The organism is Streptomyces chilikensis (assembly GCF_001642695.1).
GTDB lineage: Bacteria > Actinomycetota > Actinomycetes > Streptomycetales > Streptomycetaceae > Streptomyces > Streptomyces chilikensis.
On sequence record NZ_LWCC02000005.1, the window covers coordinates 3,736,228 to 3,761,617 of the forward strand.

The window sequence follows — 25,390 nt, forward strand, 5'->3', positions numbered from 1 at the left end:
GGGTGCGGCCAACACGAGAGCACCCCCGCGAATCGCGGGGTCTGGGCAACGTCTAGAGTGGCGTGGTACGCGCGAGCCTTCGCCGGACCTTTCCGACAGGTCCGATTCGGCGAGGGCTCGCTGGGATGTCTCTGTCAGGGGTGTGCGTGACGGCCGTTGAATCCCGTCCAGCGGCGGCATTCGGGACGAGCAGCCCGAGGCCGAACCGCCGGCCGTTCCGGGCCCGGGCCATGGCGTTCGTGGCGCTGACCAAGCCGCGGATCATCGAACTGCTGCTCATCACCACCGTGCCGGTGATGTTCCTGGCCGAGCAGGGTGTTCCCGACCTCTCGCTCGTGCTGCTGACCTGCCTCGGCGGATACCTCTCCGCGGGCGGCGCCAACGCGCTGAACATGTGGTACGACCGCGACATCGACGCGCTGATGGACCGCACCTCGCAGCGCCCGCTGGTCACCGGCATGGTGAGCCCGCGCGAGTGCCTCGCCTTCGGCATCGCCCTCGCCGTCGGGTCCACCCTGCTGTTCGGGCTCACGGTCAACTGGCTGTCCGCCTGGCTCGCGCTGGGCGCGCTCTTCTTCTACGTCGTCGTCTACACGATGATCCTCAAGCGCCGCACGGCGCAGAACATCGTCTGGGGCGGCATCGCCGGCTGCATGCCGGTGCTGATCGGCTGGTCCGCGGTGACCGGCTCGCTCTCCTGGGCGCCGGTCATCCTCTTCCTGGTCATCTTCTTCTGGACGCCGCCGCACTACTGGCCGCTGTCGATGAAGGTCAAGGAGGACTACGCCCGGGCGGGCGTGCCGATGCTGCCGGTGCTGGCCGGCAACAAGGTGGTCGCCCGGCAGATCGTCGTCTACAGCTGGGTGATGGTCGCGGTCTCCCTGCTGCTGACCCCGCTGGGCTACACGGGCTGGTTCTACACCGCCGTGGCGCTGGCGGCGGGCGGCTGGTGGCTGTGGGAGGCCCACGCGCTCATGGGCCGCGCCAAGGCGGAGGTCACCGGCGCGAAGCTCAAGGAGATGCGGCTGTTCCACTGGTCGATCACCTACGTCTCCGTCCTCTTCGTCGCCCTCGCCGTGGACCCGTTCCTGCGGTAGGCGAGGCCCTCGTTCCGTGACGACGCGAGGGGTGGGTGGCCAACGCCACCCACCCCTCGCGTCGCCCGTTCCACTACCCGTCGGTAGCATCCTGACCATGGCAGACACGCAGCAGGTTGACGAGGCGGCCGGGCCGGACGCGAAGGCGGAGCGGCGCGCCGCGCGGCTCGCCAAGGAGATCGGCGCCTTCGCCGCGAAGCACGGTGGCGCGGAGGGGCAGGTGGCCCACCTCGGCCGCAAGGGCGCGAGGATCGTCCTGGTGGGCGAGGACGGGAACTGGGGCGACCTGGTGGCCCCCACCTACGAGGTGGCGCGCAAGGCCGTGGAGAAGGCGGGGATCACCGTCCACGAGGAGTTCGACGGGGAGTTCGCCGCGAAGGTGAGGACGGGGCCGTACGAGTGGTCCCGCATGGCGGGGATCCAGCTCGGCGGGCCCGCGAACCCCTGAGCCCCTCCGCCGCCGAGCCGCCGCGTCCCCCGGAGCCCGGGCCGACGCGGCGGCTCCGTTTTCCCCCGGCCCGCGCTTCCCCCGCCCCTGCTTCCCCGCGCCGGAGCTGATCGCGCCGCGGGGGGCGGGCGGATGTCCGCAGGCACCGGCCCCGCCCGTTCCGTCTGCGGGCAATCGTGCCGCTGGGGCGATGGGGGTCCCCCCAGACTTCGTCCGGGGGCACCCCCACCTGCTCGAGCGAAGTCGAGAGCTTGGGGGAGGGTGGGCGCAGGCCTCACGTGCGCACGTGACGGTCCGCTCCGAGGAACCTGAGTCCCCTGGGAAGGGGGCGGGTCGGGGGATGAACGGTGCTGTCCGCCCGGGCCCCGGCTTGTGCACGCCGCTGTGCGGTCCCGTGCGTACGGCACCGCATGCTTGCGCGTGGTGGGGCGGACCGCTCGCCGCGCAAGGCGCCGCCCTGCGCCCGCCCGTGCCGCCCCCTGGGCGGCCCAGTCGCCCGCAGGACGGGGCGGGGCGGGCGCGAGGCTGCTCGCCGGGGCGGCGAGGGCGGGCCCGCAGGGTGGTGGGTTGTCGGGCCGGCTGCCGCTGGCCGGGGCGATCACGTCCGCCCGCAGGACGGGGTGACCGGGGCGGGCGCGCGCGGGACGACGCGGCGGTGCGGGGGACGGTGGCGCGGGGCGGGCGTGACGCGCGGCGCCCCGCCGTGCGCGGCACGGCGGGGCGAAGAAGAGGGCGAGGCCCGTGTTACGCGGCGACCGGCTCCGCGGGGGAGGGGGCCGCAACCGCACCGGGGTCCGTGGAGGGACGCTCGCGCAGGGCCAGCAGGACCCGCAGCGTGTAGATCCACACCAGCGCGGAACCCAGCATGTGGAGCCCCACCAGCAGCTCGGGAAGGTCCAGGAAGTACTGGACGTACCCGATCGCGCCCTGCGCCAGCAGCACCAGGAACAGGTCCCGCGTCCGCGCCAGCGTCACCCGCGGGGAGTCGAACAGCTTCAGCCCCACCCAGAGCGCCACCGTGAGCAGCACCGTCAGCCACGCCAGCACCGCGTGCGCCCGCGTCACCGACTCCCAGTCCACCGGCATCCGCGGCACGTCGCTGGAGTCACCCGCGTGCGGACCCGCCCCGGTGACCACCGTGCCCACGGCGATCAGCAGCACCGTGACCGCGACCAGCGTCCAGGCCAGCCGCCGCAGCGGCGGCGCCGCCAGCGGCCGCGGGGCGGCGTCGCCCTCGCCGGCCCGGTGCCACATCACCGTCGCCGCCGCGATCAGCGCGGAGGAGAGCAGGAAGTGCGCGGCCACCGTGTACGGGTTGAGGCCGACCAGCACCACGATGCCGCCGAGCACCGCGTTGCCCATCACGATCCAGAACTGCAGCCAGCCGATCCGCGTCAGCTGCCGGCGGAACGGCTTGGTGGAACGGGCCGCGACGATCGCCCAGCCCACCGCCGCGCACAGCACGTACGTCAGCAGCCGGTTGCCGAACTCGATGACGCCGTGCCAGCCCATCTCGCGCGTGGTGGCGAGGGAGTCCGCCGTGCACTTGGGCCAGGTCGGGCAGCCCAGACCGGACCCGGTCAGGCGGACGGCGCCGCCGGTGACCACGATGACCACCGACATGACCAGCGCGACGAGCGCCGCACGGCGGACCGTCCGGGGATCGGGGGTCCAGCGGTCGGCGATGTGGGCGAGGGGATTGCGGACCGCCGCTGCGGCTCCGCCACGGATCTCGTTCGACACGCGCACCATCGTAGGCCCGGGCTTGTGCACGGTTTCACGAGGGGTCGCCGTGCGGCCTGTGACGTTACTCCCAGCGGAAGAAGCGGCCCGCCGCGGCGAGCCCCGCGGCCGCCCACGCGGCCAGGATCCCCAGGTCGCCCCACGGCACGCCCGCGCCGTGCTGGAGCACGTCCCGCAGCCCGCCGGAGAGCGCCGAGATCGGCAGCAGACCCAGCACCGACTGCGCGGCCTCGGGGAACTTGTCGAGCGGCACGACCACGCCGCCGCCCACCAGCAGCAGCAGGAAGACCAGGTTGGCCGCGGCCAGCGTGGCCTCCGCCTTCAGCGTGCCCGCCATCAGCAGGCCGAGGCCGGAGAACGCGGCCGTGCCGAGGAGCAGCAGCAGGAGCACCACCAGTGGGTTGCCCCGCGGGGACCAGCCCAGCGCGAGGGCGATCGCGGTGAGCAGCGCGATCTGCAGGACCTCGGTGACCAGCACCGAGAGCGTCTTGGCGGTCATCAGCCCCCAGCGCGGCAGCGGCGAGGCGGCCAGCCGCTTGAGCACGCCGTAGCGGCGCTCGAAGCCGGTGGCGATGGCCTGGCCGGTGAAGGCCGTGGACATCACCGCCAGCGCCAGTACGCCGGGCGCGAGGAAGTCGACGGCCCTGCCCTCGCCGGTGTCGACGATGTCCACGGAACTGAAGAGCACCAGCAGCAGCGTCGGGATGACCACGGTGAGCAGCAGCTGCTCGCCGTTGCGCAGCAGCATCCGCGTCTCCAGCGCGGCCTGCGCGGCGATCATGCGGCCCAGCGGCGCGGCGCCGGGCCTCGGGGAGTAGGTCCCGGTGGCGGTCATGCGCGCAGCTCCTTGCCGGTGAGCTCGAGGAAGACGTCCTCCAGCGTGTGCCGTTCCACGGCGATGCGGTCGGGCATCACGCCGTGCTGGGCGCACCAGGAGGTCACGGTGGCCAGCAGCTGGGGGCCGACGTCCCCGGTGATCCGGTAGGAGCCGGGGACGGTCTCGGCGGCGGTGGAACCGGAGGGCAGCGCCTTGAGGAGCGAGGCCACGTCCAGGCCGGGGCGGCCGGAGAACCGCAGGGTGTTCTCGGCGCCGCCGCGGCACAGCTGCTCGGGGGAGCCCTGGGCGATCACCGTGCCGCCGTCGACGATGGCGACGTCGTCGGCGAGCTGCTCGGCCTCGTCCATGTGGTGGGTGGTGAGGATGACCGACACGCCGTCCTCGCGCAGGTCGCGCACCAGGTCCCAGGTGGCCCGGCGGGCCTGCGGGTCGAGGCCGGCGGTGGGCTCGTCGAGGAAGACCAGCTCGGGGCGGCCGACGACCGCCATGGCGAGCGCGAGCCGCTGCTGCTGGCCGCCGGAGAGCCGCCGGTAGGAGGTGCGCCCGCACGAGCCGAGGCCGAGCCGCTCGATCAGCGCGTCGACGTCCAGCGGGTGGGCGTGCAGCTTGGCGACGTGACGGAGCATCTCCTCGGCGCGGGCGCCGGAGTAGACGCCGCCGGACTGGAGCATCACGCCGATCCGCGGGCGCAGTGCCGCCGCCTCGCGGACGGGGTCGAGGCCGAGGACGCGGACCGTGCCCGCGTCGGGGCGGCGGTAGCCCTCACAGGTCTCGACGGTGGTGGTCTTGCCCGCGCCGTTGGGGCCCAGCACGGCGGTGATGCCCGCCCGGGCCACCAGGTCGAGGCCGTTCACCGCGGTCTTCGGCCCGTACCGTTTCACCAGGGCCCGGACCTGGACGACCGGGGCCGCGGGTTTGCTCTGCATGGGACACGAGTCTAGGTTCGCGCGGCGCCCGCCCGTTCCCCGGGTGGCACCTCGGCGGCCGCCGGACGCGGGCGGTGCTCCGGCAGCCAGCCCTCCGCGAAGGCGACCGCCTCGGCCAGCGGGAAGAGCCGGGCCTCCGCCGCTCCGGCCCGGCCGCGCAGCACCAGGCCGGGGCGTTCGCGCGCGAACGCCTCGCCGAGCCGGCCGAAGTCGTCGGAGTCGAGCACCACGTCGGTCACCAGCTCCCACCCGTGCGGGCCGGGCCGCCCCTGCTCCGCCACGGGCGCGGGCACCCGGTACTCGGCGAGGTGGAACGCGGTGCAGGAGTCGTAGCCGGCGCCCAGCAGCAGGACGCGGGCGCCGAGCTCCTCGAGCCGGGCGAGCGGGCTGCGCTCGCCGAGGGAGCAGTCCGGCGCGTGACCGCCGGTGATCTCCGCGGCCCGCGGGCCGACGGCCGCGAAGGAGGTCTGCGGGTGCGCGCTGCGCAGCGCGCCGGGCCAGGTGCGCACGGTCTCCGGGACGATCCCCACGCCGGAGGCCGGCGTGGTCGACGGGTCGTAGGCGGGCATGGTGGCGCGGATGGCCTCCCACCACGCGCGGGGCACCGGGGGGTTCTCCCAGTGGGCGGGGTCGGAGAGCCCGTTCGACTGCGCGGGCACCACCAGGGTCCCCTCGGGTCCCAGGGCGTCGAGGAGCGCGTGCACCACCGCGACCGCGCCGCCGTTCACCCATCCGAGCGAGCTGAGCGAGGAGTGGACCAGGAGGACCTCGCCAGGCCGCACGCCCAGGGCCCGCAGATCGGCGGCGAGCGAGGGGCGGGTCACCAGAGGGCCGGAAGGCGGTGTCGCGGGCATGGCGGGAAGGGTGACCGAGGCGGTCCCGTCCGCGCAAGCCGTTTACCGGCGAGCACCTTTCCGCAGGTCAGGTTAGGTGTACCTAAGTGATGAAAGGCACCGTCGGCCCCGATGGGCGCGGGTTGTCCGTGCGCCGGTAATTACGCAACAATGGCGTTGTGAAAAACGTCGGCCAGGAAGAAACCGCGACCGGGGAGCGTTCCACACGCAACCGGGTCGCGCGCTCGATCCTGGACCACGGCCCGTCGACCGTCGCCGAACTCGCGGGGCGGCTGAGGCTGACCCAGGCGGCGGTGCGCCGGCACCTCGACGCCCTGGCCGCCGACGACGTGGTCGAGGCCCGGGAGCGCCGGGTGTACGGCGCCCGCACGCGCGGGCGGCCCGCGAAGGTGTTCGTGCTGACCGACGGGGGCCGGGACGCCTTCGACCAGTCGTACGACCAGCTGGCCAAGGACGCGCTGCGCTGGATCGCGGAGCAGGAGGGCGGTGAGCGGGCGGTGGCCGCGTTCGCCCGTGCCCGGCTGGCCGCCCAGACGGACGCGTACCGCAAGGTGCTGGAGGCCGTCCCGCCGGAGCGCAGGGCCGAGGCACTGGCCAGGGCGCTGTCCGCGGACGGGTACGCTGCCAGTGCGCGCAGCGCTCCCTCCCCGCAGCTCGGCGAGCAGCTCTGCCAGCACCACTGCCCGGTCGCCCACGTGGCTGAGGAGTTCCCGCAGCTGTGCGAGGCGGAGACGGAGATCTTCTCCGAGCTGCTGGGTACCCACGTCCAGCGGCTGGCGACGATCGCGCACGGTGACGGCGTCTGCACGACGTTCATCCCCAAGATTTCCAAGAGCGACGATCACGCAACCAGTGATCATTCATCATCTACGAGCACGGCCGGGAGGAACCCCGCATGACTCTCCCCACGGAGACTGCCCACCCCGAACTCGAGGGTCTGGGTAAGTACGAGTACGGCTGGGCGGACCCCGACGCGGCCGGCGCCTCCGCCAAGCGCGGCCTGAGCGAGGACGTCGTCCGGGACATCTCGGCGAAGAAGTCCGAGCCGGAGTGGATGACCAAGCTCCGCCTCAAGGGCCTGGGCCTCTTCGAGAAGAAGCCCATGCCGAACTGGGGCTCGGACCTGTCGGGGATCGACTTCGACAACATCAAGTACTTCGTGCGGTCCACCGAGAAGCAGGCGACCTCCTGGGAGGAACTGCCCGAGGACATCAAGAACACCTACGACCGGCTGGGCATCCCGGAGGCCGAGAAGCAGCGCCTCGTCGCCGGTGTCGCCGCCCAGTACGAGTCGGAGGTCGTCTACCACCAGATCCGTGAGGACCTGGAGGAGCAGGGCGTCATCTTCCTGGACACCGACACGGCCCTCAAGGAGCACCCGGAGCTCTTCAAGGAGTACTTCGGCACCGTCATCCCGGCCGGCGACAACAAGTTCGCCGCGCTGAACACGGCCGTGTGGTCCGGCGGTTCCTTCATCTACGTGCCGAAGGGCGTGCACGTGGAGATCCCGCTCCAGGCCTACTTCCGCATCAACACGGAGAACATGGGCCAGTTCGAGCGGACCCTGATCATCGTCGACGAGGGCGCCTACGTGCACTACGTCGAGGGCTGCACGGCGCCGATCTACCAGTCGGACTCGCTGCACTCCGCGGTCGTCGAGATCATCGTCAAGAAGAACGCCCGCTGCCGCTACACGACCATCCAGAACTGGTCGAACAACGTCTACAACCTGGTCACCAAGCGCGCCGTGGCGTACGAGGGCGCGACCATGGAGTGGATCGACGGCAACATCGGCTCCAAGGTGACGATGAAGTACCCGGCCGTCTACCTGATGGGCGAGCACGCCAAGGGCGAGACCCTGTCCATCGCCTTCGCGGGCGAGGGCCAGCACCAGGACGCCGGCGCGAAGATGGTCCACATGGCGCCGAACACGTCGTCCAACATCGTCTCCAAGTCGGTGGCGCGCGGCGGCGGCCGCACCTCCTACCGCGGCCTGATCGAGATCGGCGAGGGCGCCCCCGGCTCCAAGTCGAACGTCCTCTGCGACGCGCTGCTGGTCGACACCATCTCCCGCTCCGACACGTACCCCTACGTGGACGTGCGCGAGGACGACGTCTCCATGGGCCACGAGGCGACCGTCTCCAAGGTCTCCGAGGACCAGCTCTTCTACCTGATGAGCCGCGGTCTCTCCGAGTTCGAGGCGATGGCGATGATCGTGCGCGGCTTCGTCGAGCCGATCGCCAAGGAGCTCCCCATGGAGTACGCGCTCGAGCTCAACCGGCTGATCGAGCTCCAGATGGAGGGCGCGGTCGGCTGACGCCGGCCCCCGCCCCACCCGTCAAGTCCCTGAAGCAACGAAAGCGAGCATGACGACAGCCATGGCTGACGCTCAGAATGCCCCGGTGGGCTCCACCACCGCCGGATCGATCGCGGTGGCCGCAGAGTCGACCGTCGCCACGCGCATGAGCGCGCCGCCCTCCTTCGACGTGGCGGACTTCCCGGTCCCGCACGGCCGCGAGGAGGAGTGGCGGTTCACCCCGCTGGCGCGCCTGCGCGGCCTGCACGACGGCACCGCGACCGCCGCCGGTGACGGCGTGAAGGTCACCGTCGACGCCCCCGAGGGCGTCACGGTCGAGTCCGTCGGCCGCGAGGACGCCCGCCTCGGCCGGGCCGGCAAGCCGGTCGACCGGGTCGCCGCCCAGGCGTACTCGGCGTTCGAGCAGGCCACCGTGGTGACCGTGCCCAAGGAGACCGTGCTCACCGAGCCGGTCCGGGTCCAGGTCGCCGGCCAGGGCGGCACCTGCTTCGCCCACACCGTGGTGGAGCTGGGCGCGTTCGCCGAGGCCGTCGTGGTGATGGACCACAGCGGCGACGCCGTCTACGCGGGCAACGTCGAGTACGTGCTCGGCGACGGCGCCAAGCTGACCGTCGTGTCCGTGCAGGACTGGGACGAGAAGGCGGTGCACGCCGGCCAGCACAACGCGCTGGTCGGCCGCGACGCCACCTTCAAGTCCGTCGTCGTCACCTTCGGCGGCGACGTGGTCCGCCTGCACCCGCGGGTCGAGTACGCCGCCCCCGGCGGCGAGGCCGAGCTGTTCGGCCTGTACTTCACCGACCAGGGGCAGCACCAGGAGCACCGCCTCTTCGTCGACCACAACATCCCGCACTGCAAGTCCAACGTGGTCTACAAGGGCGCCCTCCAGGGCGAGCAGGCCCACGCGGTGTGGATCGGCGACGTGCTCATCGAGGCCGCCGCCGAGGGCACCGACACCTACGAGATGAACCGCAACCTGGTGCTGACCGACGGCGCCCGTGTCGACTCCGTGCCGAACCTCGAGATCGAGACCGGTGAGATCGTCGGCGCCGGCCACGCCAGCGCCACCGGCCGCTTCGACGACGAGCAGCTCTTCTACCTGATGGCCCGCGGCATCCCGGAGTACGAGGCCCGCCGCCTGGTGGTCCGCGGCTTCTTCGCCGAGCTGGTCCAGCAGATCGGCGTCGCGGACATCGAGGAGCGCCTCCTCGCGAAGATCGACGAGGAGCTGGAGGCCGCGGTCGCATGACGACCTTCGTACGCGCCTGCGCACTGAGCGAGCTGGAGGAGGACACCCCCAAGAGGGTGGAACTCGACGGCACGCCGGTCGCCGTCGTGCGCACCGAGGGCGAGGTGTTCGCGATCAACGACATCTGCTCGCACGCGAACGTCTCGCTCTCCGAGGGCGAGGTGGAGGACTGCCAGATCGAGTGCTGGCTGCACGGCTCCGCGTTCGACCTCCGCACCGGCAAGCCGTCCGGCCTTCCCGCGACGCGACCCGTCCCCGTATATCCCGTCAAAATCGAAGGAGACGGCGCAGACGCAACTGTGCTCGTCTCCCTCACCCAGGAGTCCTGAGGCACCCATGGCAACGCTTGAAATCCGAGACCTGCACGTCACCGTCGAGGCCGACAACGCCACGAAGGAGATCCTCAAGGGCGTCGACCTCACCGTGAAGCAGGGCGAGACGCACGCCATCATGGGCCCCAACGGCTCCGGCAAGTCGACTCTCGCCTACTCCCTGGCGGGTCACCCGAAGTACACGATCACCGGCGGCACCGTCACCCTCGACGGCGAGGACGTCATCGAGATGTCCGTCGACGAGCGCGCCCGCGCCGGCCTCTTCCTCGCCATGCAGTACCCGGTCGAGGTCCCCGGCGTCTCGGTGTCGAACTTCCTGCGCACCTCCGCCACCGCGATCCGCGGCGAGGCCCCCAAGCTGCGCACCTGGGTGAAGGAGGTCAAGGAGGCCATGGAGCGCCTCAACATGGACCCCGCCTTCGCCGAGCGCAACGTCAACGAGGGCTTCTCCGGCGGTGAGAAGAAGCGCCACGAGATCCTCCAGCTCGAGCTGCTCAAGCCGAAGATCGCGATCCTCGACGAGACCGACTCCGGCCTCGACGTCGACGCCCTGCGGGTCGTCTCCGAGGGCGTCAACCGCGTCCGCGAGAGCGGCGAGGTCGGCACCCTGCTGATCACGCACTACACGCGCATCCTGCGCTACATCAAGCCCGACCACGTCCACGTCTTCGCGGGCGGCCGCATCGTCGAGTCCGGCGGTCCGGAGCTGGCCGACAAGCTGGAGAACGAGGGCTACGAGGCGTACACGAAGGGCGGCGCTTCCGAGTGACACAGCTGCCGGGCCTCCTCGACGACCTTGAGGCGATCCGCAAGGACTTCCCCATCCTGGACCGCGAGGTCCACGACGGCCGGAAGATCGTGTACCTGGACAACGCGGCGACGTCGCAGAAGCCGCGCCAGGTGCTCGACGCCCTCAGCGCCTACTACGAGCGCCACAACGCCAATGTCCACCGCGGGGTGCACGTGCTCGCCGAGGAGGCCACGGCGCTGTACGAAGGCGCGCGCGACAAGGTGGCGGCGTTCGTCAACGCCCCGAGTCGCGACGAGGTGATCTTCACCAAGAACGCCTCCGAGTCCCTGAACCTCGTCGCCAACATGCTCGGCTGGGCCGACGAGCCCTACCGGGTGGACAGCGACACCGAGATCGTCATCACGGAGATGGAGCACCACTCCAACATCGTGCCGTGGCAGCTGCTGGCGCAGCGCACGGGCGCGAAGCTGAAGTGGTTCGGCCTCACCGACGACGGCCGCCTCGACCTGTCGAACATCGACGAGGTCATCACCGAGAAGACGAAGATCGTCTCCTTCGTGCTGATCTCCAACATCCTCGGCACCCACAACCCGGTCGAGGAGATCGTCCGCCGGGCCCAGGAGGTCGGCGCGCTGGTCTGCGTCGACGCCTCCCAGGCCGCGCCGCACATGCCGCTGGACGTGCAGGCGCTGGGCGCCGACTTCGTGGCCTTCACCGGCCACAAGATGTGCGCCCCCACCGGCATCGGCGTGCTCTGGGGCCGCCAGGAGCTCCTGGAGGACCTGCCCCCGTTCCTCGGCGGCGGCGAGATGATCGAGACGGTGTCCATGCACTCCTCGACCTACGCCCCGGCGCCCCACAAGTTCGAGGCGGGCACGCCGCCGATCGCCCAGGCGGTCGGCCTCGGCGCGGCGATCGACTACCTGTCGAACATCGGCATGGAGAAGATCCACGCGCACGAGCAGGCGATCACCGAGTACGCGGTCAAGCGCCTGATCGAGGTCCCCGACCTGCGGATCATCGGCCCGGCCACGGCCGAGGACCGCGGCGCGGCGATCTCCTTCACGCTCGGCGACATCCACCCGCACGACGTGGGCCAGGTCCTCGACGAGCAGGGCATCGCCGTCCGGGTCGGCCATCACTGTGCCCGCCCCGTCTGCCTGCGGTACGGAATTCCCGCGACCACGCGAGCGTCGTTCTATCTGTACTCCACGCCGGCCGAGGTCGACGCCCTGGTCGACGGCCTGGAGCACGTTCGGAACTTCTTCGGCTGAGAGGACGCGGCGGAGCCGTGAAGCTGGATTCGATGTACCAGGACGTCATCCTGGACCACTACAAGAACCCGCACGGGCGTGGTCTGCGCGACGGCGACGCCGAGGTGCACCACGTCAACCCCACCTGTGGCGACGAGATCACCCTGCGCGTGAAGTACGACGGCACGACGGTCACCGACGTGTCGTACGAGGGACAGGGCTGCTCCATCAGCCAGGCCTCCGCCTCCGTGCTCAACGAGCTGCTGGTCGGCAAGGAGCTGGACGAGGCGCGCAGGATCCAGGAGACCTTCCTGGAGCTGATGCAGTCCAAGGGGAAGATCGAGCCGGACGACGCCATGGAGGAGGTGCTGGAGGACGCGGTGGCGTTCGCCGGCGTCTCCAAGTACCCGGCCCGGGTGAAGTGCGCCCTGCTGAGCTGGATGGCCTGGAAGGACGCGACCGCGCAGGCGCTGGACGCCGGCGAGAAGGAGACGGCATGAGCGAGACCGTTGAGATGAAGCCCGCCTCGGAGGAGGAGCTTCGCGAGGCCCTGATGGACGTCGTCGACCCCGAGCTGGGCATCGACGTGGTCAACCTGGGCCTGATCTACGGCATCCACGTCGACGACGCGAACATCGCCACCGTCGACATGACGCTGACCTCGGCGGCCTGCCCGCTGACCGACGTGATCGAGGACCAGGCCAAGTCCGCCACCGAGGGGCTGGTCCAGGAGCTGCGGATCAACTGGGTCTGGATGCCGCCGTGGGGCCCGGACAAGATCACCGACGACGGCCGCGAGCAGCTGCGGGCGCTCGGCTTCAACGTCTGACCTCCCTGCCGACGGGACGGGCCACGGCCTCCCCCGTCCGCCGTTCCCCCCGAGGGACCCGGCGGACGGGGGAGGCCGTCGTCGTGCCGGGAGGCCGGCGCGGTCAGTCGGTGGTGCCGCGCAGGACGGAGGCCATCTTCCTGCCGCGGGCCAGCTCGTCGACCAGCTTGTCCATCCAGCGGATCCGCCGCATCAGCGGGTCCTCGATCTCCTCGACGCGGTGGCCGCAGATCACGCCGGTGATCAGGGAGGCGTTCGGGTTCATCGCGGGGGCGTCGGCGAAGAACGTCTCCAGGTCGACCCCGTCGGCGACGGCCCGTTCCAGGGCCGCGGTGTCGTAGCCGGTGAGCCAGGTGATGACCTGGTGGAGCTCCTCCTCGGTCCGGCCCTTCCTCTCCACCTTGGTCACGTAGTGCGGGTAGACGGCGCCGAAGGCCATGCGCCGGATCCGGTCGGTGGCCACCCTGTGCTCCCCTCGTCCTCGGTCGGCCCACTGTAGTGCGGCGGCGGCCGGAGCACTCACCCGGCGGCGCGGACGGCCCGCAGCGACTCCGCCACGCCCGCCGCCACGTCGGTGACCGGGTACAGGACCTGGCGGACGGTGCGGTCGCGGTCGATCACCAGGGTCAGGCGCTTGAGGCGGCTCACGCCGCCCGCCCGGAAGGTGGGCAGGCGCAGCGCGGCGGCCAGGACCAGGTCCGCGTCCGACAGGAGCGGGAAGCGGAGCCGTTCCGCGTCGGCGAACGCGCGCTGCTCGTCCGGGCGCTGGGTGGAGACGCCGTGCACGGTGGCGCCCGCCGCGGTGAACTCCGCGAGGCCGTCGCGGTAGGTGCAGGACTCCAGGGTGCAGCCCGGCGCGCCCGGGATGTCCGCCCAGCCGGGGGGACGGGCGTCCTCGCGGGCGTAGGCGCCGGGGAAGCAGTACAGGACCGTGAACGGGGTGTCGGGGGAGACCGGGTCGCGGGGCGCGCCGTCCAGGTCGGTCAGGGTCAGCGGCGGCACCCGGGTGCCCGTCAGGGCCCGCACGCGCTCCGCCTCCGCGGACGCCCCGGCCGTGGTCGCCGTGGTCTCCCCCTCCCCCAGGAGCCAGGTGTCCCCCCAGTCCTGGAGCGCGATCAGCACGGGCAGCAGGGCGCGTCCGCGCGGCGTCAGCCGGTACTCGTGGCGCACCGGCCGCTCCTGGTACGGCTCCCGGGAGAGCACGCCGGCGTCCACCAGCAGCCGCAGCCGCTCGGCCAGCACCTTGCGGGACACGCCGAGCTCGCGCTGCAGCTCCTCGAAGCGGTGCAGGCCGCGGGCGGTGTCCCGCACGATCAGCAGCGTCCACCAGTCGCCGACCACCTCCAGGGACTGCGCGATGGCGCAGGAGGCGTCGTGGAGGCTGGTGCGCTGGGCCATGGCCGGACTCGCTTCGTCGGAGGGTGGGTGCGGGGGCGCCGGGGACGGGCCGGGGGACCGACGTGTTGACCCGGGACAGCCATGCTGACATAGTCCGTTCCCAAAAGGAACGGACCTGTCGGCGGCGGATCCGCCGGCGGTCCGGGGGCGGGTCCGGGGGCGGGTCCGGGGCGGGAGGAACGGGATGCGCGGGCTGCGGGAACTGCCGGGAGCGGTGTGGCTGCTGGCGGTGGGCGTCTTCGTCAACGCCTTCGCCGGCTTCGTCTTCGTCTTCGTCTTCCTGTACCTGACCGGACCGCGCGGGATCGAGGCCGGCGGGGCGGGGCTGGTCATGGGAGCGGCGGGCCTCGGCCTGATGGCCGGCAACTTCACCGGCGGCTGGTTCGGCGACCGGTACGGCCACCGGCGGACGCTGCTGGCGGCGGCGGCCTGCGGGGGCGTGCTGCTCGCCTCCGTCCCGGTGCTGCCCACGCCCCTGCTGGCGGGGCTGCTGCCGCTCGCCCAGTACGCGCTGGGCGTGGTGCGGGTGGCCAACTCCGCGCTGGTGGCGGTCACCGTCCCGGAGGGGGCGCGGCGGCAGGCGTTCGCCGTGATCCGCAGCGCCGCCAACGGCGGGTTCGCGGTGGGGCCGCCGCTGGGGGCGCTCATCGCCACCCGGGCGTCGTACGACTGGCTGTTCCTCGCGGACGGCCTGGGCACACTTTTCTTCGCGGCGTGGACCGCCCGGGTCGTGCCGGCGCGGGGAGCGGGGCGGCGGCGGGAGGAGCGTGCCGGCGCGCCCCTGTGGCGCGAGCTGAGGGCACGCCCCGCCGTGCTGGTGCTGCTGGCCGGGATCCTGCTGGTGGACGTCACCTACCGGCAGCTCTACACCACCTTCCCGCTGCACCTGGCGGACCAGGGACTCGGCACGCAGGTCTACGGCTGGCTCGTCGCCGTCAACGGCGCGATGATCGTCTGCCTGGAACTCCCGGTGGCGCTGGCCCTGCGGAACCGGCCGGCGCTGCTGATCGTCGCCGGCGGACTGGCGCTGGTGGGCACGGGCTACGCGGCCCTCGCGACCGGGAGCGGCCTGGCGGTGGCGGCGCTCATGATGGTCCTGCTCACCGCCGGGGAGATCCTCTACAAGACCACCGCCACCGCCTACGTGGCGGACGAGTCGCCGGAGCACGCCGTCGGACGCTTCCAGAGCCTGTACGCGGGCGTCTCCATCAGCGGCACGGTGCTCGCCGCGCCACTGGGCGGCGCGCTGTACGAGGCGGCGCCGGGGGCGCTGTGGCCGGCCTGCGCCTGCGCGGCGCTGGGCGCGGCGGCCGCGGTCCTCTGCGCACACCGGCTCGCCCGGCGGGGCGGGGGAGTGCCTTCCCCCGTCCCCGCCGGGTGACCCCGCTCAGGCGGGAGGGGCGGGAGGCGTCGGCGGGGCTGGAGGCGCGGGCGGTGCGGGGGGCTCGGGAGACGTCGGCGGTGCGGGAGGCGCCGACGGCGGCGCGGCGTACCCGGGAGGCGCGGCGTACCCGGGATGCGCGGGCGGAGGCGGCGGGGCCGCCTGCGGGCCGGCCGCGGCCAGCAGGGTCTCGGCGAAGTTCTCCCGGCGGATGCGCTGGTCCACGTAGAGCAGGCCGACGGTGTTCATGGACAGGGTGAAGGTCAGGCACTCGACGACGAGGACCACCAGGGCCAGGACGAGGAGCAGGACCACCGCGGCGATCCCCAGGGCGGGCGCGGCGTCCGGGGAGTCGACCGAGGAGGCGAAGGTGGGGATCATGCCGATCACCCCGACCAGCACGCAGATCATCATCGCCAGGTACGCGATGCCGTAGGCGATGATGCCCATCAGGTAGGAGATGCCGAAGATCCGCCACCAGTCGCCCTTCACCAGGGCCGCCGAGCGGCGCAGGGAGGCCACCGGTCCCAGGCCCTCCAGGACGGTGATCACCGGTGCGAACACGAGGCGGTAGGACACCCAGACCGCGCCCACCAGCGCCGCGCAGGCCAGCAGGACGCCCAGGACGGCGAGCGTGACCCCGCCGGCGCCCCCGAGGTGGGCCCCGCCCGCGACGCCGGCCATGCCGAGGCCCATCACGACGAGGAACGGCAGCGCCACGCACGCGGTCAGCAGCAGCGTGCCCAGCATCCGCAGGGTCCTGGGGCCGGCCTGCTCCCAGAGCGCCGACCAGGTCACCCTGCGGCCCACCACGGTCTCCCGCAGCGCGACCATGGAGGCCACCATGCCGAGCAGGAGGACGAGCACCAGCCCGAACGTCATCCCGAAGGGGGCGAACACCGCCAGGAGCGGAGGGGACGCGTCCTCGACGTCGAGGCCGCCGTCGACGAGGACGAGCACGGGGAGCAGGAACACGAGCCCGGCGGCGAGCGTGACCAGCAGGTAGAACCCCAGCAGCGGCAGCCAGGACCGGCCGAGCGCCAGGAACGACCCCTTGATGATGTCGCCCACGCCGAGCGGGCGCAGCGGGACCACCCCCGGCTGCGGGGCCCAGACCCTCGTCCCGTGGTACGGGTGGGGCGGCTGCTGCGGCGATCCGTACGGCGGAGGCCCGTACGGCGGTGGCTGGTTGTACGACATCGTGGTGCTGCTCCCACCCCAGGGCGCCGCGGGCGGGTGACCTGCGGCGCGTGGCTTCACGTGAACAGGGCGAACGTTAGTTCGCCGAATGTGCGGCGGTCATGTCAGGGACCCGGCAACGAACGGGCCGGCCGGACTGCCGGACCGCGGCGTGCGCCCCTGATGAGGACGCCGATCCGTGGACACCGGTTCGCCTGGGGCCCGCCGCTCCGGATAGCGTTTCCCCCATGACCGACACGACTGCCACCACCCGCGCCACCGGCGCCGTCGCCGCGGGTCTCGCGACCATCGCCGCCGACGGGACCGTTCTCGACACCTGGTTCCCCGCCCCCGAGCTCGCCGACGCCCCCGGCCCGACCGGCACCGAGCGGCTCTCCGCCGAACGCGCCGTCGAACTCCTCGGCGAGGGCGCCGTGAAGGCGGCCGGCCCGGACACCCGCCGTGGCGTCGAGGTGGTCGCCGTCCGCACGGTCATCGCCTCCCTGGACGACAAGCCGGTCGACGCGCACGACGCCTACCTGCGCCTGCACCTGCTCTCCCACCGCCTGGTCAAGCCGCACGGCCAGAGCCTGGACGGCATCTTCGGCCACCTGGCCAACGTCGCCTGGACCTCGCTCGGCCCGGTCGCCGTCGACGACATCGAGAAGGTGCGCCTCAACGCCCGCGCCGAGGGCCTGCACCTCCAGGTCACCTCCATCGACAAGTTCCCGCGCATGACGGACTACGTCGTGCCCAAGGGCGTCCGCATCGCCGACGCCGACCGGGTCCGCCTCGGCGCGCACCTGGCCGAGGGCACCACCGTGATGCACGAGGGCTTCGTCAACTTCAACGCGGGCACGCTGGGCACCTCGATGGTCGAGGGCCGCATCTCCGCCGGTGTGATCGTCGGCAACGGCTCCGACATCGGCGGCGGCGCCTCCACCATGGGCACCCTCTCCGGCGGCGGCAACGTCGTCATCTCCATCGGCGAGCGCTGCCTCGTGGGCGCCGAGGCGGGCGTGGGCATCGCCCTGGGCGACGAGTGCGTCGTCGAGGCCGGCCTCTACATCACCGCGGGCACCCGGGTCACCATGCCCGACGGCCAGGTCGTCAAGGCCCGCGAGCTGAGCGGCGCGTCCAACATCCTCTTCCGCCGCAACTCGGTCACCGGCACGGTCGAGGCCCGGCCCAACAACGCGGTCTGGGGCGGACTGAACGACGTCCTGCACAGCCACAACTGACCACGGGCGGCCGTGCCCCGCGGCCGCCTCGTCGGCCAGCGGCCCGGCCTGCCACCGAGCCGTCGGCAGTCGTCGACGCCGGTCCCGGTCACCGGTCCCGCCGACCGGCGGACCCCGAGAAGCCCACGGCTCCGACGAGTTCGGACGCCGTGGGCTTCCGCCGTCGCCGGCGGTTCGGGGCGGGAGCGCGACGATCCCCCGGGTCGGCGATCGCCACCGCCGGCGACGGACACGCGGGACAGCGAGGTCGCACCGGGGACGAGTCGCCTGCTGCCCAGGTCCTGGAGGCCGTCCCGCTACATCTGGCGGAGCCAGGCCACGACGAACACCACCCCGCCCGCGCATGCCGGCAGCGCTGCGGGCAGTACCCAGGCGCCGATCCGCTCACCGCGCACGAACCGGGCGCCGAGCCGGTCGTGCAAGGCGGCGACGGCCCAGAGCAAGGCCAGGGCTGCGACCGCGATGGGCAGTCCGACCGCGAAATGCGCCAGCCACGCTCCGGCGCGCGTCGGCCCGCCCCAGGAGGTGTCGTAGGGCCCGCCGTCGACGAACCCGTACAGCACCCCGCGGGCGAGGAAGAGGATCGTCCCACCGGCCGCGACCGGTCATGACACCTTCGCTCCACGCGCGCAGGAGACGCGGTCGGGAATCCGCCGAACCGCCGGCCGCACACCCGGGCCGTGGCCACTCGGGCGCACCGTGCCTCCGCCGACGCCGGACAGCGAGGCGCGCACCCGGCCGCCGTCGGGGCGGTCGCGGAGCGGGCGAAGCGGTGACGGGAGCGCCCTTCGCCGGTCCACGGGCCGGGGAGGACGCTCCTTCGTGCGAGAAAGTCGTGCGCGCCAGACATAGCGGGGATGGTGTGCACGCGTCAGGTAGGGGGAGGGGCGGGGCGCCGGGTGCCGCCGGGAGGAAGGTGACGATGGATGCCGAGGACCTGCGCGGCTTCCGCGAGTTCGTGGACCACAGGTCGTCCGCGCTGCTGACCACGGCCGTGCTGCTGTGCGGCGGGGACCGGCACGCGGGGGAGGACCTGCTGCAGAACGCGCTGGTCAAGGCGGTGGGCAGGTGGCGGCGGATCGAGGACCCGGAGGCGTACGTGCGCCGGATCCTGTACCGCCAGCAGATCAGCCGGTGGCGGCTGAAGTGGCCACGGCAGGAGGTCTCCGTCCCCGAACCGCCGGAGGACGCGGCGGCGGGCGGCGACACCGAGACCCTGGTCGAGAGGCGGCTGCTGATGCGTCAGGCGCTGGCCGCGCTCACCGACCGGCAGCGCACGGTGCTGGTCCTGCGCTACTACGAGGACCTGCCGGAGGGCGACGTGGCCCGGCTGCTGGGCTGCTCCGTCGGCACGGTGCGGTCCACCACCCACCGTTCCCTGGCCAAACTGCGCACGCTGGTGCCGGAGGCGGCGGACGGCGGGCGGACACGACGGCCGGCATCCGAGTTCTCAGCCGTGGAGGTGCGTCCGTGAACGGGATCGACGAGGCCGGCGCCGTGGTGCGCGCCGCCCTGCGGGAGCAGGCCGCCGCACAGGCGCCCGCGGAGCCGCTGCTGGTGGAACGGGTGCTGACGGCGCACCGGCGCCGGGCGCGACGGCGGATCGGGGGTGTCGCCGCGGTGGTGGCCGCCGTCGTGGGACTGGCGTTCTGGTCGCCGCTGCCGGGTGGTTCCGGGTCCGCCCCCGCCGGGGACCGGGGGCCGTCCACGACGGAGGTCGCGGCCCGTCCGGACCAGTCGCCGCCGCGGGACGTGATCGAGGCGGGGGACGTGGTGATGGCCGGTTACGTCGAGCAGGAGACGACCGCCTCCGGCACCTCGGGCAGGGGCGAACTGCGGCGCACCTACTGGCTGCTCGACCCGGACTCCCAGACGTACGAGAAGGACGAGCGGTGGTCGCTGGTCGCGGTCGCGCCCGGTGGGCTGCAGGCCGCGGTGCTGGAGCGTGAACTGCCGGTCCGCAGGATCGGCATCCTCGACCTACGCACCCGCGAGGTCGAGCGGTGGATCGAACTCGACGGCGACGAGCGCCAGGGGATCGCGGGACTGGCCTACTCGCGCGACGGCGCGTCCCTGGTGGCGACCACGTACCTGAAGGACCCGGACAGCGGGGTGCCGGTCCCCGTGAAGGAGGAGGGCCAGGACGGCATGGAGGTGGAGGTGCCGTTCGATTCGGGCCGCTCCGGGTTCTGGGTCGTCGACGTGGCGTCGGGCCGGGGCCGGTGGAGCGCGGTGGAGACCCTCACGGATCCCTTCCTCCTCAACGCACGGCAGGACTTCGAGTTCACCCACGACGGGAAGGCGGTGCGGGCCGGGCTCGTCAGCGACGCGCGGTCCGAGTTCCACGACCTGGACGGACTGCCGATCGGGCCGCCCGAGGGTGAGGCGCACTGGGAGTGGTCGGTGGAGGCGGGACGCTCGCCGGACGGCAGCCGGATGGCGGGGCCGTTCGCCGGAAGGACCCGGGAGACCTCCTCGTGGATCCTCGACGCGCGCACCGGGAAGAAGGTCGCCGAGGTGCCGGGGCAGCAACTGCTGGCCTGGGCGGGGAAGGACCAGCTGGTGGCCTGGGACACCGCGAAGGACGGCGGGCCGGAGTTCGGCAACCGCCTGGTGCTGGTGACCGTCGGCAGCGACAGGACGGTCCCGCTGAGCGGTCCGCGCGGCGACGAGGCGGACGGCGGGGGACGGTGGCAGCCGATCTTCGTCCGCCGCTGACCTCGCGCGTGGGGCCACCGTCGCTCCCGCCGCCCCGCCCGGGAGCCGGGCGGGGCGGCGGGGCGGGGCGGCGGCGGGGCCGCATCACCGGCGGCCTTTGGGGGAGAGCCAGGCGCTGTGCGGTCAGGGCCGGCCTGCCGTTCGCGTGGGCCCGGCGACAGCCGCCGGGGAACCACGGGGCCGGCCGTCCGGGGGCGTGGCGACGTACCCGGCGGGACCGGGGAGTTGGACGTGGCGCGGGGATCAGGCGCCGCTCAGGGCCGCGTACCGTTCGCGCAGGTCCGCCGTGACCTCGGCGGAGGCGGCGCGGAGGGGGGCGCGGACCGGGCCGGCGGGAAGGGCGAGGGCGGCGAGGAGGGCCTTGGCGGTGACCGTGCCGGGGAGGCCCGCGGACATCATCGCCTCGATCAGCGGCACCGCCGCCCGCTGGAGCCGCGCCGCCCGCGCCGTGTCCCCCGCGTCGAACGCGTCCACGACCGCCCGGAAGTGCGCGGGCGCCACGTTCGCGACCGTGCCGACGTAGCCCGCGCACCCGATCGCGTAGGAGGACAGCACGTACTCGTCACACCCCGTGTAGACCGCGAGTTCCGTCTCCGCCAGCAGCTTCTGGGTGCCGAGAAGGTCGTAGGCGCAGTCCTTCACCGCCACCACCCGCGGATGCTCCGCGAGCCGCAGCATCGTCGGCGTCTCGATCCGCACGCCGGTGCGGCCCGGGATGTCGTACAGCATCACCGGCAGCCCCGTCGCGTCCGCCACCGCGCGGAAGTGCTCCTCCAGCGCGTCCTGCGGCGGGCGGCTGTAATAGGGGGAGGCCACCAGCAGCCCGTCCGCGCCCGCCCGTTCGGCCTGGCGGGCCAGCGCGGACGTGTGCGCGGTGTCGGCGGTGCCCACGCCGGCCAGCAGCGAGGGACCGTCGCCCACCGCCGCCCGCACCGCCCGGACCAGCGCGGACTTCTCCGCGTCCGAGGTGGTGGGGGACTCGCCCGTGGTGCCGTTGAGCACCAGCCCGTCGCACCCGCCCGCGATCAGCCGGCCGGCGAGGACGGCCGCTCCGTCCAGATCGAGCGAACCGTCCTGGGTGAAGGGCGTGACCATCGCGCACAGGGCGCGGCCGAAGGGAAGCGTCGTCATGCCTGGAGTGTCGGTCCCCCGTCGGTGAAGGTCCACTTAAAAGTTCTCCCCTGTACCGCGAAGCGCAGCTGAAATGTCACCCCCGTGTCAACCCTTGTGAAGGGATTCGCCCGGAAGGGGGATACGCCGTCCCGGGGGCGAGGGTCACCCGTCTAGGCTGGTCGTCCTGCCCCACGCGACCGCGACCCAGGAGAACCCCACCGATGTCAGACAGCACCCCCCTGCCGCCGGTACGGCTGCCCTCCGACGCGGAACTGGCACGGGACGCGCTCGCCACCCCGCTGCTCTCCCGGGCGGCCCGGCTGGCCCGCTGGGCCGGCCCGGACACCCGGGTCGACTCCGGCGGGGGGCTGGTGGAGGAGCAGCTCCCGGCCGCGGCCGAGGCGCTGGGGCTGACCGGCCAGGCCACCGCGGCCGGCGAGGACGCCGCGGCCGGCGAGGACGCCGCGGCCGGCGAGGACACCGCCACCGCCGCGGCCGCCGAAGCGGCGGAGGAGGCCCAGGCGGATGCCGCCGAGGCGTGGCGCGTCGCCGTCGACACCGGCCTGGTGGAGATCCTGGACGAGGAGGAGGGCACCGTCGGCGCGGGCGGGAACCTGGCGCTGCTCACCTCCGGCTCGCCCGCCGACGTCCTGCAGGTGTGGCTGGACGCCCTGGACGCGGCGATCGCCGACGCCTCCGTGCCGGACCTCGACGACCTGCTCGACGTGATGGACGAGGGCGGCGAGATCGACTTCTCCTCGCTGGACTGGGACCCGGAGGCCGAGGCCGAGTTCCTGGAGGGCGCCCTCGCCAACCTCTACCTCCTCACCGTCGACGAGCGGGCCCCCGAGGGGGCCCCGGTGCCGCTGCCCGCGCTGGCGGCCTCGGTGATCGTGCCCCCGGACGTCGCCCATCCGACCGACGAGATGATGGAGGAGGTCTCCACCGCGATGATGCGGCTGGACGACCAGTTCCGGATCCTCGAACCGGTCGGGCTGGCCGACTTCCGGCCGGTCGACGAGTCGCTGCTGACCGAGGAGGGCCAGGCGGCCCCCCAGGCGGCCGACGACACCCTGGAGGACCTGGAGCGGTACGGCGTGGTCCGCCTCACCCCGCTCGGCCTCTACGGGCTGCGCGCCCGGCTGCTGGACGCCGGTCACGACGCCCCCGCCGTCGGCGACCTCGCCGACAAGGGCGCCGACGCGCTGCTCGACGGCACCGCCCACTACGGTCCGGCCGCCGCCCGCTCGGAGATCGAGCTGTGGCTGGCCCGCCGTCAGCCCCTGTCCGCGGCGCGGGAGTTGCTGGCCGCCGCACGGGGCGGCGACGCGGGCGCCCCGCTGCGCCGGCTGCACTGCCAGCAGGCGCTGTCGCTGGCCGGCGCCGAGGCCGAGCCGGCGCTGCGGGAGGTGCTGGACGACCCGGAGCTCGGCGGGCTCGCCCGGGTGTGGCTGGCCGAGCGCGGTGCGACGGGCATCCCGGCCCCCTCCCAGGAACTGGTCTTCTGGCTCACCGTCGACACCGTCGCCGCCCAGCTCGCCGCCGAGGGCAACTCCGAGGAACTGGTGGCGCTGGTCGAGGGCCTGGCCGCGCAGCACAGCGGCTTCTTCGACACAGCCTGGCGGGTCGACCACCCGGCCACCGCCGAGGTGCTGGAGGCCATGGGCAGGCTCCACCCGGACAAGAAGGTCGCCAAGGAGGCCCGCAAGGCCGCCTACAAGGCGCGCTCCCAGCAGGGCGGCTGACGGCCCGGAGACCCGGGGCGGCGGCGGGGGGCCGGAGGGCCGGGGGACACCGGGGGCGCGGGCGCGCGGGCCGCCCGCGCTTCACGCAACGGAGCTCGGCGCGCACCCCTGGTGTTCAACCGGCGTTCAGACATGGACGCGACGGTGTGGCCGGGACGTGGCGCGTGCCGGCAGGGGGGCAGGGGCCACGGCGCCACCACACCGTCCTCACCGTCCGGGAGAACCCATGTCACTCACGCGCAGGGACTTCGCCAGGGAGTCGGCCCGCACCGGCGCCGGGATCGCGCTGGCCGGCAGTGTCGGCGTGTTCGCCAGCGCTCCCCACGCCCTGGCGGCCGAGGACATCGTCACGCCCGACGGCGAGGCCGCCGGCCCCGGCTACGGTCCGCTGCTGCCCGACCCGGACGGCCTGCTGGCGCTGCCCGCCGGGTTCTCCTACCGGGTGCTCACCCGTGCCGGTGAAACCCGCCTGGAGTCCGGCGAGCCCACCCCGTCCCGCCACGACGGCACGGCTGCCTTCGACGGCGGCCGGGGCACCGTGCTGCTGGTCAACAACCACGAACTGGGCGGCCCCCGCTCCCGCTGGGAGCACCCCGTGCCGCTCGCCGGGGGCCTGGTGTACGACCCGGCCGCCGCGGGCGGCTGCACGGTGGTGGAGGTCCGCGCCGACGGGCACGTCACCGAGTGGGTGGGCATCGCCGGCACCGCCACCAACTGCGCCGGCGGCAGCACCCCGTGGGGCACCTGGCTGACCTGCGAGGAGACCGAGGACAAGGCCGGCCAGAACGGCATGACCAAGGACCACGGCTACGTCTTCGAGGTCGACCCGCTGGACGAGCGCGCCAACCTGGACCCGAAGCCGGTCAAGGCGCTGGGCCGCTACGCCCACGAGGCCGTGGTCGTCGACCCCGGGCGCGGTCACCTCTACCTCACCGAGGACGCCTCGGGTCCCAACGGGCTCTTCTACCGCTGGACCCCGCCGGAGGGCTTCCGGCACGGCCGCGGGCGGCTCGCCGCCCTCCCCGACGACGCCGGGACCCTCCAGGCCCCCCGGTGCTTCGACTCGGCCGGCCGGTTCGTCGACGACCTCTCCCGCGCCACCCGCATCGGCACCGTCTACGGCGTCGACTGGGTGGGCGTCCCCGACCGCGACGCCCGCACGGTGCCGGTGCGCAGGCAGTTCGGCGCCGGCGAGATCACCCGGGCCCGCAAGCTGGAGGGCATGTGGTGGGGTGACGGCGGCGCCTACCTGGTCTCCTCCTTCGCCCGTGCGGAGAGCCCCGGCAACGCCCACGACGGCGCGGTCTGGTTCTACGACCCCAAGCGCCGCACCCTCACCCTCAAGGTCCTCATCGGCGTCAACCCCGACCCGGAGGCCGAGGGCGGCTACGACGGCCCCGACAACATCACCGTCTCGCCCTACGGCGGGCTGGTCGTCGCGGAGGACGGCGAGGGCCTGAGCCACCTGTTCGGCGCGACCGACAGCGGACGGACCTACCCCATCGCCCGCAACGAGCTCAACGACAGCGAGTTCGCCGGCGTGACCTTCTCGCCCGACGGCAGGACGCTGTACGCCTGCATCCAGAACCCCGGCATCCTGCTGGCGATCACCGGACCGTGGAAGCGGCAGAAGCGGAAGGGATGACCCCCCTCCCCGCACCGGGGACCTGAGCGCACGCCGAGGGCCGGGGGTGCGGGCGCGCGGGGTGACGCGCCCGCACCCGCACCGTCGGAACGGTCCGGACGCACCACCAGAGCACGACCCCGGTGCCGTCCCCGGTGCCGGTCCGCACCTGGAACCCGGCGGGTCACCGGGCCGGGCAGGGCCACCACGGCAACGTCACCCGGCGCGCCTGCGGAGGCCCGGGCGACGCGGCGTTCCGCGTGGTGCCGCCGCTGGAGGCGGCGGGCCGGTGGCGGCGGGCGCTCGGGGCGGCCCGCCGCCACCGGCCGGGGCGGCGGGAGCCGTCAGAGGGCCTGG

General features: G+C 73.3%; 25 protein-coding genes and 1 pseudogene. 17 read left to right on the forward strand and 9 right to left on the reverse strand.

Annotated elements, in window-relative coordinates:
- Positions 1–140: 140 nt before the first annotated feature.
- Both A2U95_RS16660 and A2U95_RS16665 read left to right on the forward strand, forming a co-directional pair.
- On the forward strand, positions 141–1,097 hold the full coding sequence (locus A2U95_RS16660; RefSeq protein ID WP_166025292.1) for a heme o synthase: 957 nt from the start codon (positions 141–143) through the stop codon (positions 1,095–1,097).
- A gap of 97 nt (positions 1,098–1,194) precedes the next feature.
- Positions 1,195–1,545: a hypothetical protein gene (locus tag A2U95_RS16665; RefSeq protein ID WP_166023333.1), complete on the forward strand. Its 351-nt coding sequence runs from the start codon at positions 1,195–1,197 to the stop codon at positions 1,543–1,545.
- A gap of 744 nt (positions 1,546–2,289) precedes the next feature.
- Here the strand turns inward: A2U95_RS16665 and A2U95_RS16670 are convergent.
- Genes A2U95_RS16670 through A2U95_RS16685 form a run of 4 tightly spaced genes read right to left on the reverse strand, consistent with a single transcriptional unit; the run spans position 2,290 to position 5,906 of the window.
- Entirely contained in the window at positions 2,290–3,297 is a 1,008-nt protein-coding gene (locus A2U95_RS16670; protein WP_166023335.1) for a COX15/CtaA family protein, read from the reverse strand.
- A gap of 55 nt (positions 3,298–3,352) precedes the next feature.
- Complete coding sequence (locus A2U95_RS16675) at positions 3,353–4,123, reverse strand: ABC transporter permease (RefSeq protein ID WP_166023337.1); 771 nt, start codon at positions 4,121–4,123, stop codon at positions 3,353–3,355.
- Positions 4,120–5,052, reverse strand: coding sequence for an ABC transporter ATP-binding protein (locus A2U95_RS16680; protein WP_166023339.1), 933 nt, complete (start codon positions 5,050–5,052; stop codon positions 4,120–4,122). Before A2U95_RS16680 ends, A2U95_RS16675 begins: the two co-directional genes overlap by 4 nt.
- 11 nt (positions 5,053–5,063) lie before the next feature.
- Positions 5,064–5,906 (reverse strand): AAC(3) family N-acetyltransferase, encoded by an 843-nt coding sequence (locus tag A2U95_RS16685; RefSeq protein WP_166023341.1) that lies wholly within the window; start codon positions 5,904–5,906, stop codon positions 5,064–5,066.
- A gap of 158 nt (positions 5,907–6,064) precedes the next feature.
- Here A2U95_RS16685 and A2U95_RS16690 point away from each other — a divergent pair, with 158 nt between their 5' ends.
- The 8 genes from A2U95_RS16690 to A2U95_RS16725 all read left to right on the forward strand — a co-directional run bounded on the left by A2U95_RS16690 (position 6,065) and on the right by A2U95_RS16725 (position 12,634).
- Positions 6,065–6,805: a helix-turn-helix transcriptional regulator gene (locus tag A2U95_RS16690; protein WP_166023343.1), complete on the forward strand. Its 741-nt coding sequence runs from the start codon at positions 6,065–6,067 to the stop codon at positions 6,803–6,805.
- Positions 6,802–8,223 carry a Fe-S cluster assembly protein SufB gene (gene sufB, locus A2U95_RS16695; protein ID WP_166023345.1) on the forward strand — a complete coding sequence of 474 codons (1,422 nt, stop codon included), beginning with the start codon at positions 6,802–6,804 and terminating at the stop codon, positions 8,221–8,223. Before A2U95_RS16690 ends, sufB begins: the two co-directional genes overlap by 4 nt.
- Positions 8,224–8,284: 61 nt before the next feature.
- The gene (gene sufD / locus A2U95_RS16700) at positions 8,285–9,469 is read left to right on the forward strand and encodes a Fe-S cluster assembly protein SufD (RefSeq protein WP_166023347.1); all 1,185 of its coding nucleotides are present in this window, start codon (positions 8,285–8,287) and stop codon (positions 9,467–9,469) included.
- Positions 9,466–9,798, forward strand: a complete 333-nt coding sequence (locus A2U95_RS16705; RefSeq protein WP_166023364.1) for a non-heme iron oxygenase ferredoxin subunit — start codon at positions 9,466–9,468, stop codon at positions 9,796–9,798. The genes sufD and A2U95_RS16705 overlap by 4 nt, the downstream gene beginning before the upstream one ends.
- Positions 9,799–9,805: 7 nt before the next feature.
- Complete coding sequence (gene sufC, locus A2U95_RS16710) at positions 9,806–10,570, forward strand: Fe-S cluster assembly ATPase SufC (protein WP_166023366.1); 765 nt, start codon at positions 9,806–9,808, stop codon at positions 10,568–10,570.
- A complete protein-coding gene (locus A2U95_RS16715; protein ID WP_166023368.1) occupies positions 10,567–11,826 on the forward strand; it encodes a cysteine desulfurase in 1,260 nt (419 codons plus the stop codon). Before sufC ends, A2U95_RS16715 begins: the two co-directional genes overlap by 4 nt.
- 17 nt (positions 11,827–11,843) lie before the next feature.
- On the forward strand, positions 11,844–12,305 hold the full coding sequence (gene sufU, locus A2U95_RS16720) for a Fe-S cluster assembly sulfur transfer protein SufU (RefSeq protein WP_166023370.1): 462 nt from the start codon (positions 11,844–11,846) through the stop codon (positions 12,303–12,305).
- Positions 12,302–12,634, forward strand: coding sequence for a metal-sulfur cluster assembly factor (locus A2U95_RS16725; protein ID WP_166023372.1), 333 nt, complete (start codon positions 12,302–12,304; stop codon positions 12,632–12,634). The genes sufU and A2U95_RS16725 overlap by 4 nt, the downstream gene beginning before the upstream one ends.
- A 103-nt stretch (positions 12,635–12,737) precedes the next feature.
- On the opposite strand, the gene A2U95_RS16730 is transcribed toward A2U95_RS16725, so the two are convergent.
- The gene (locus A2U95_RS16730) at positions 12,738–13,097 is read right to left on the reverse strand and encodes a DUF2200 domain-containing protein (protein WP_206282896.1); all 360 of its coding nucleotides are present in this window, start codon (positions 13,095–13,097) and stop codon (positions 12,738–12,740) included.
- Positions 13,098–13,153: 56 nt separating this feature from the next.
- Positions 13,154–14,032, reverse strand: coding sequence for a winged helix-turn-helix transcriptional regulator (locus tag A2U95_RS16735; protein WP_166023374.1), 879 nt, complete (start codon positions 14,030–14,032; stop codon positions 13,154–13,156).
- Positions 14,033–14,216: 184 nt separating this feature from the next.
- On the opposite strand from A2U95_RS16735, the gene A2U95_RS16740 reads away from it, so the two are divergent.
- The gene (locus tag A2U95_RS16740; RefSeq protein ID WP_166023376.1) at positions 14,217–15,413 is read left to right on the forward strand and encodes an MFS transporter; all 1,197 of its coding nucleotides are present in this window, start codon (positions 14,217–14,219) and stop codon (positions 15,411–15,413) included.
- Between the two features lie 6 nt (positions 15,414–15,419).
- On the opposite strand, the gene A2U95_RS16745 is transcribed toward A2U95_RS16740, so the two are convergent.
- The gene (locus A2U95_RS16745; RefSeq protein WP_166023378.1) at positions 15,420–16,613 is read right to left on the reverse strand and encodes a hypothetical protein; all 1,194 of its coding nucleotides are present in this window, start codon (positions 16,611–16,613) and stop codon (positions 15,420–15,422) included.
- 227 nt (positions 16,614–16,840) lie between these two features.
- Between A2U95_RS16745 and dapD the strand changes: the two genes are divergently transcribed.
- Complete coding sequence (dapD, locus tag A2U95_RS16750; RefSeq protein WP_166023379.1) at positions 16,841–17,833, forward strand: 2,3,4,5-tetrahydropyridine-2,6-dicarboxylate N-succinyltransferase; 993 nt, start codon at positions 16,841–16,843, stop codon at positions 17,831–17,833.
- Positions 17,834–18,129: 296 nt separating this feature from the next.
- Here the strand turns inward: dapD and A2U95_RS16755 are convergent, their stop codons facing one another.
- Complete coding sequence (locus A2U95_RS16755; RefSeq protein ID WP_166023381.1) at positions 18,130–18,396, reverse strand: hypothetical protein; 267 nt, start codon at positions 18,394–18,396, stop codon at positions 18,130–18,132.
- Positions 18,397–18,755: 359 nt separating this feature from the next.
- Between A2U95_RS16755 and A2U95_RS16760 the strand changes: the two genes are divergently transcribed.
- A complete protein-coding gene (locus tag A2U95_RS16760) occupies positions 18,756–19,307 on the forward strand; it encodes a SigE family RNA polymerase sigma factor (RefSeq protein WP_166023383.1) in 552 nt (183 codons plus the stop codon).
- Positions 19,304–20,551: a WD40 repeat domain-containing protein gene (locus A2U95_RS16765; protein WP_240957347.1), complete on the forward strand. Its 1,248-nt coding sequence runs from the start codon at positions 19,304–19,306 to the stop codon at positions 20,549–20,551. The genes A2U95_RS16760 and A2U95_RS16765 overlap by 4 nt, the downstream gene beginning before the upstream one ends.
- 243 nt (positions 20,552–20,794) lie before the next feature.
- Here the strand turns inward: A2U95_RS16765 and dapA are convergent, their stop codons facing one another.
- Positions 20,795–21,682, reverse strand: coding sequence for a 4-hydroxy-tetrahydrodipicolinate synthase (gene dapA, locus A2U95_RS16770; protein WP_166023385.1), 888 nt, complete (start codon positions 21,680–21,682; stop codon positions 20,795–20,797).
- Between the two features lie 203 nt (positions 21,683–21,885).
- Between dapA and A2U95_RS16775 the strand changes: the two genes are divergently transcribed.
- The 3 genes and pseudogenes from A2U95_RS16775 to A2U95_RS32065 form a co-directional block, all read left to right on the forward strand.
- Complete coding sequence (locus A2U95_RS16775; protein ID WP_166023387.1) at positions 21,886–23,409, forward strand: hypothetical protein; 1,524 nt, start codon at positions 21,886–21,888, stop codon at positions 23,407–23,409.
- Positions 23,410–23,635: 226 nt separating this feature from the next.
- The gene (locus A2U95_RS16780) at positions 23,636–25,054 is read left to right on the forward strand and encodes an alkaline phosphatase PhoX (protein WP_166023389.1); all 1,419 of its coding nucleotides are present in this window, start codon (positions 23,636–23,638) and stop codon (positions 25,052–25,054) included.
- Positions 25,055–25,176: 122 nt separating this feature from the next.
- Positions 25,177–25,390 (forward strand): annotated as a pseudogene (locus A2U95_RS32065) (hypothetical protein); the annotation flags it as partial.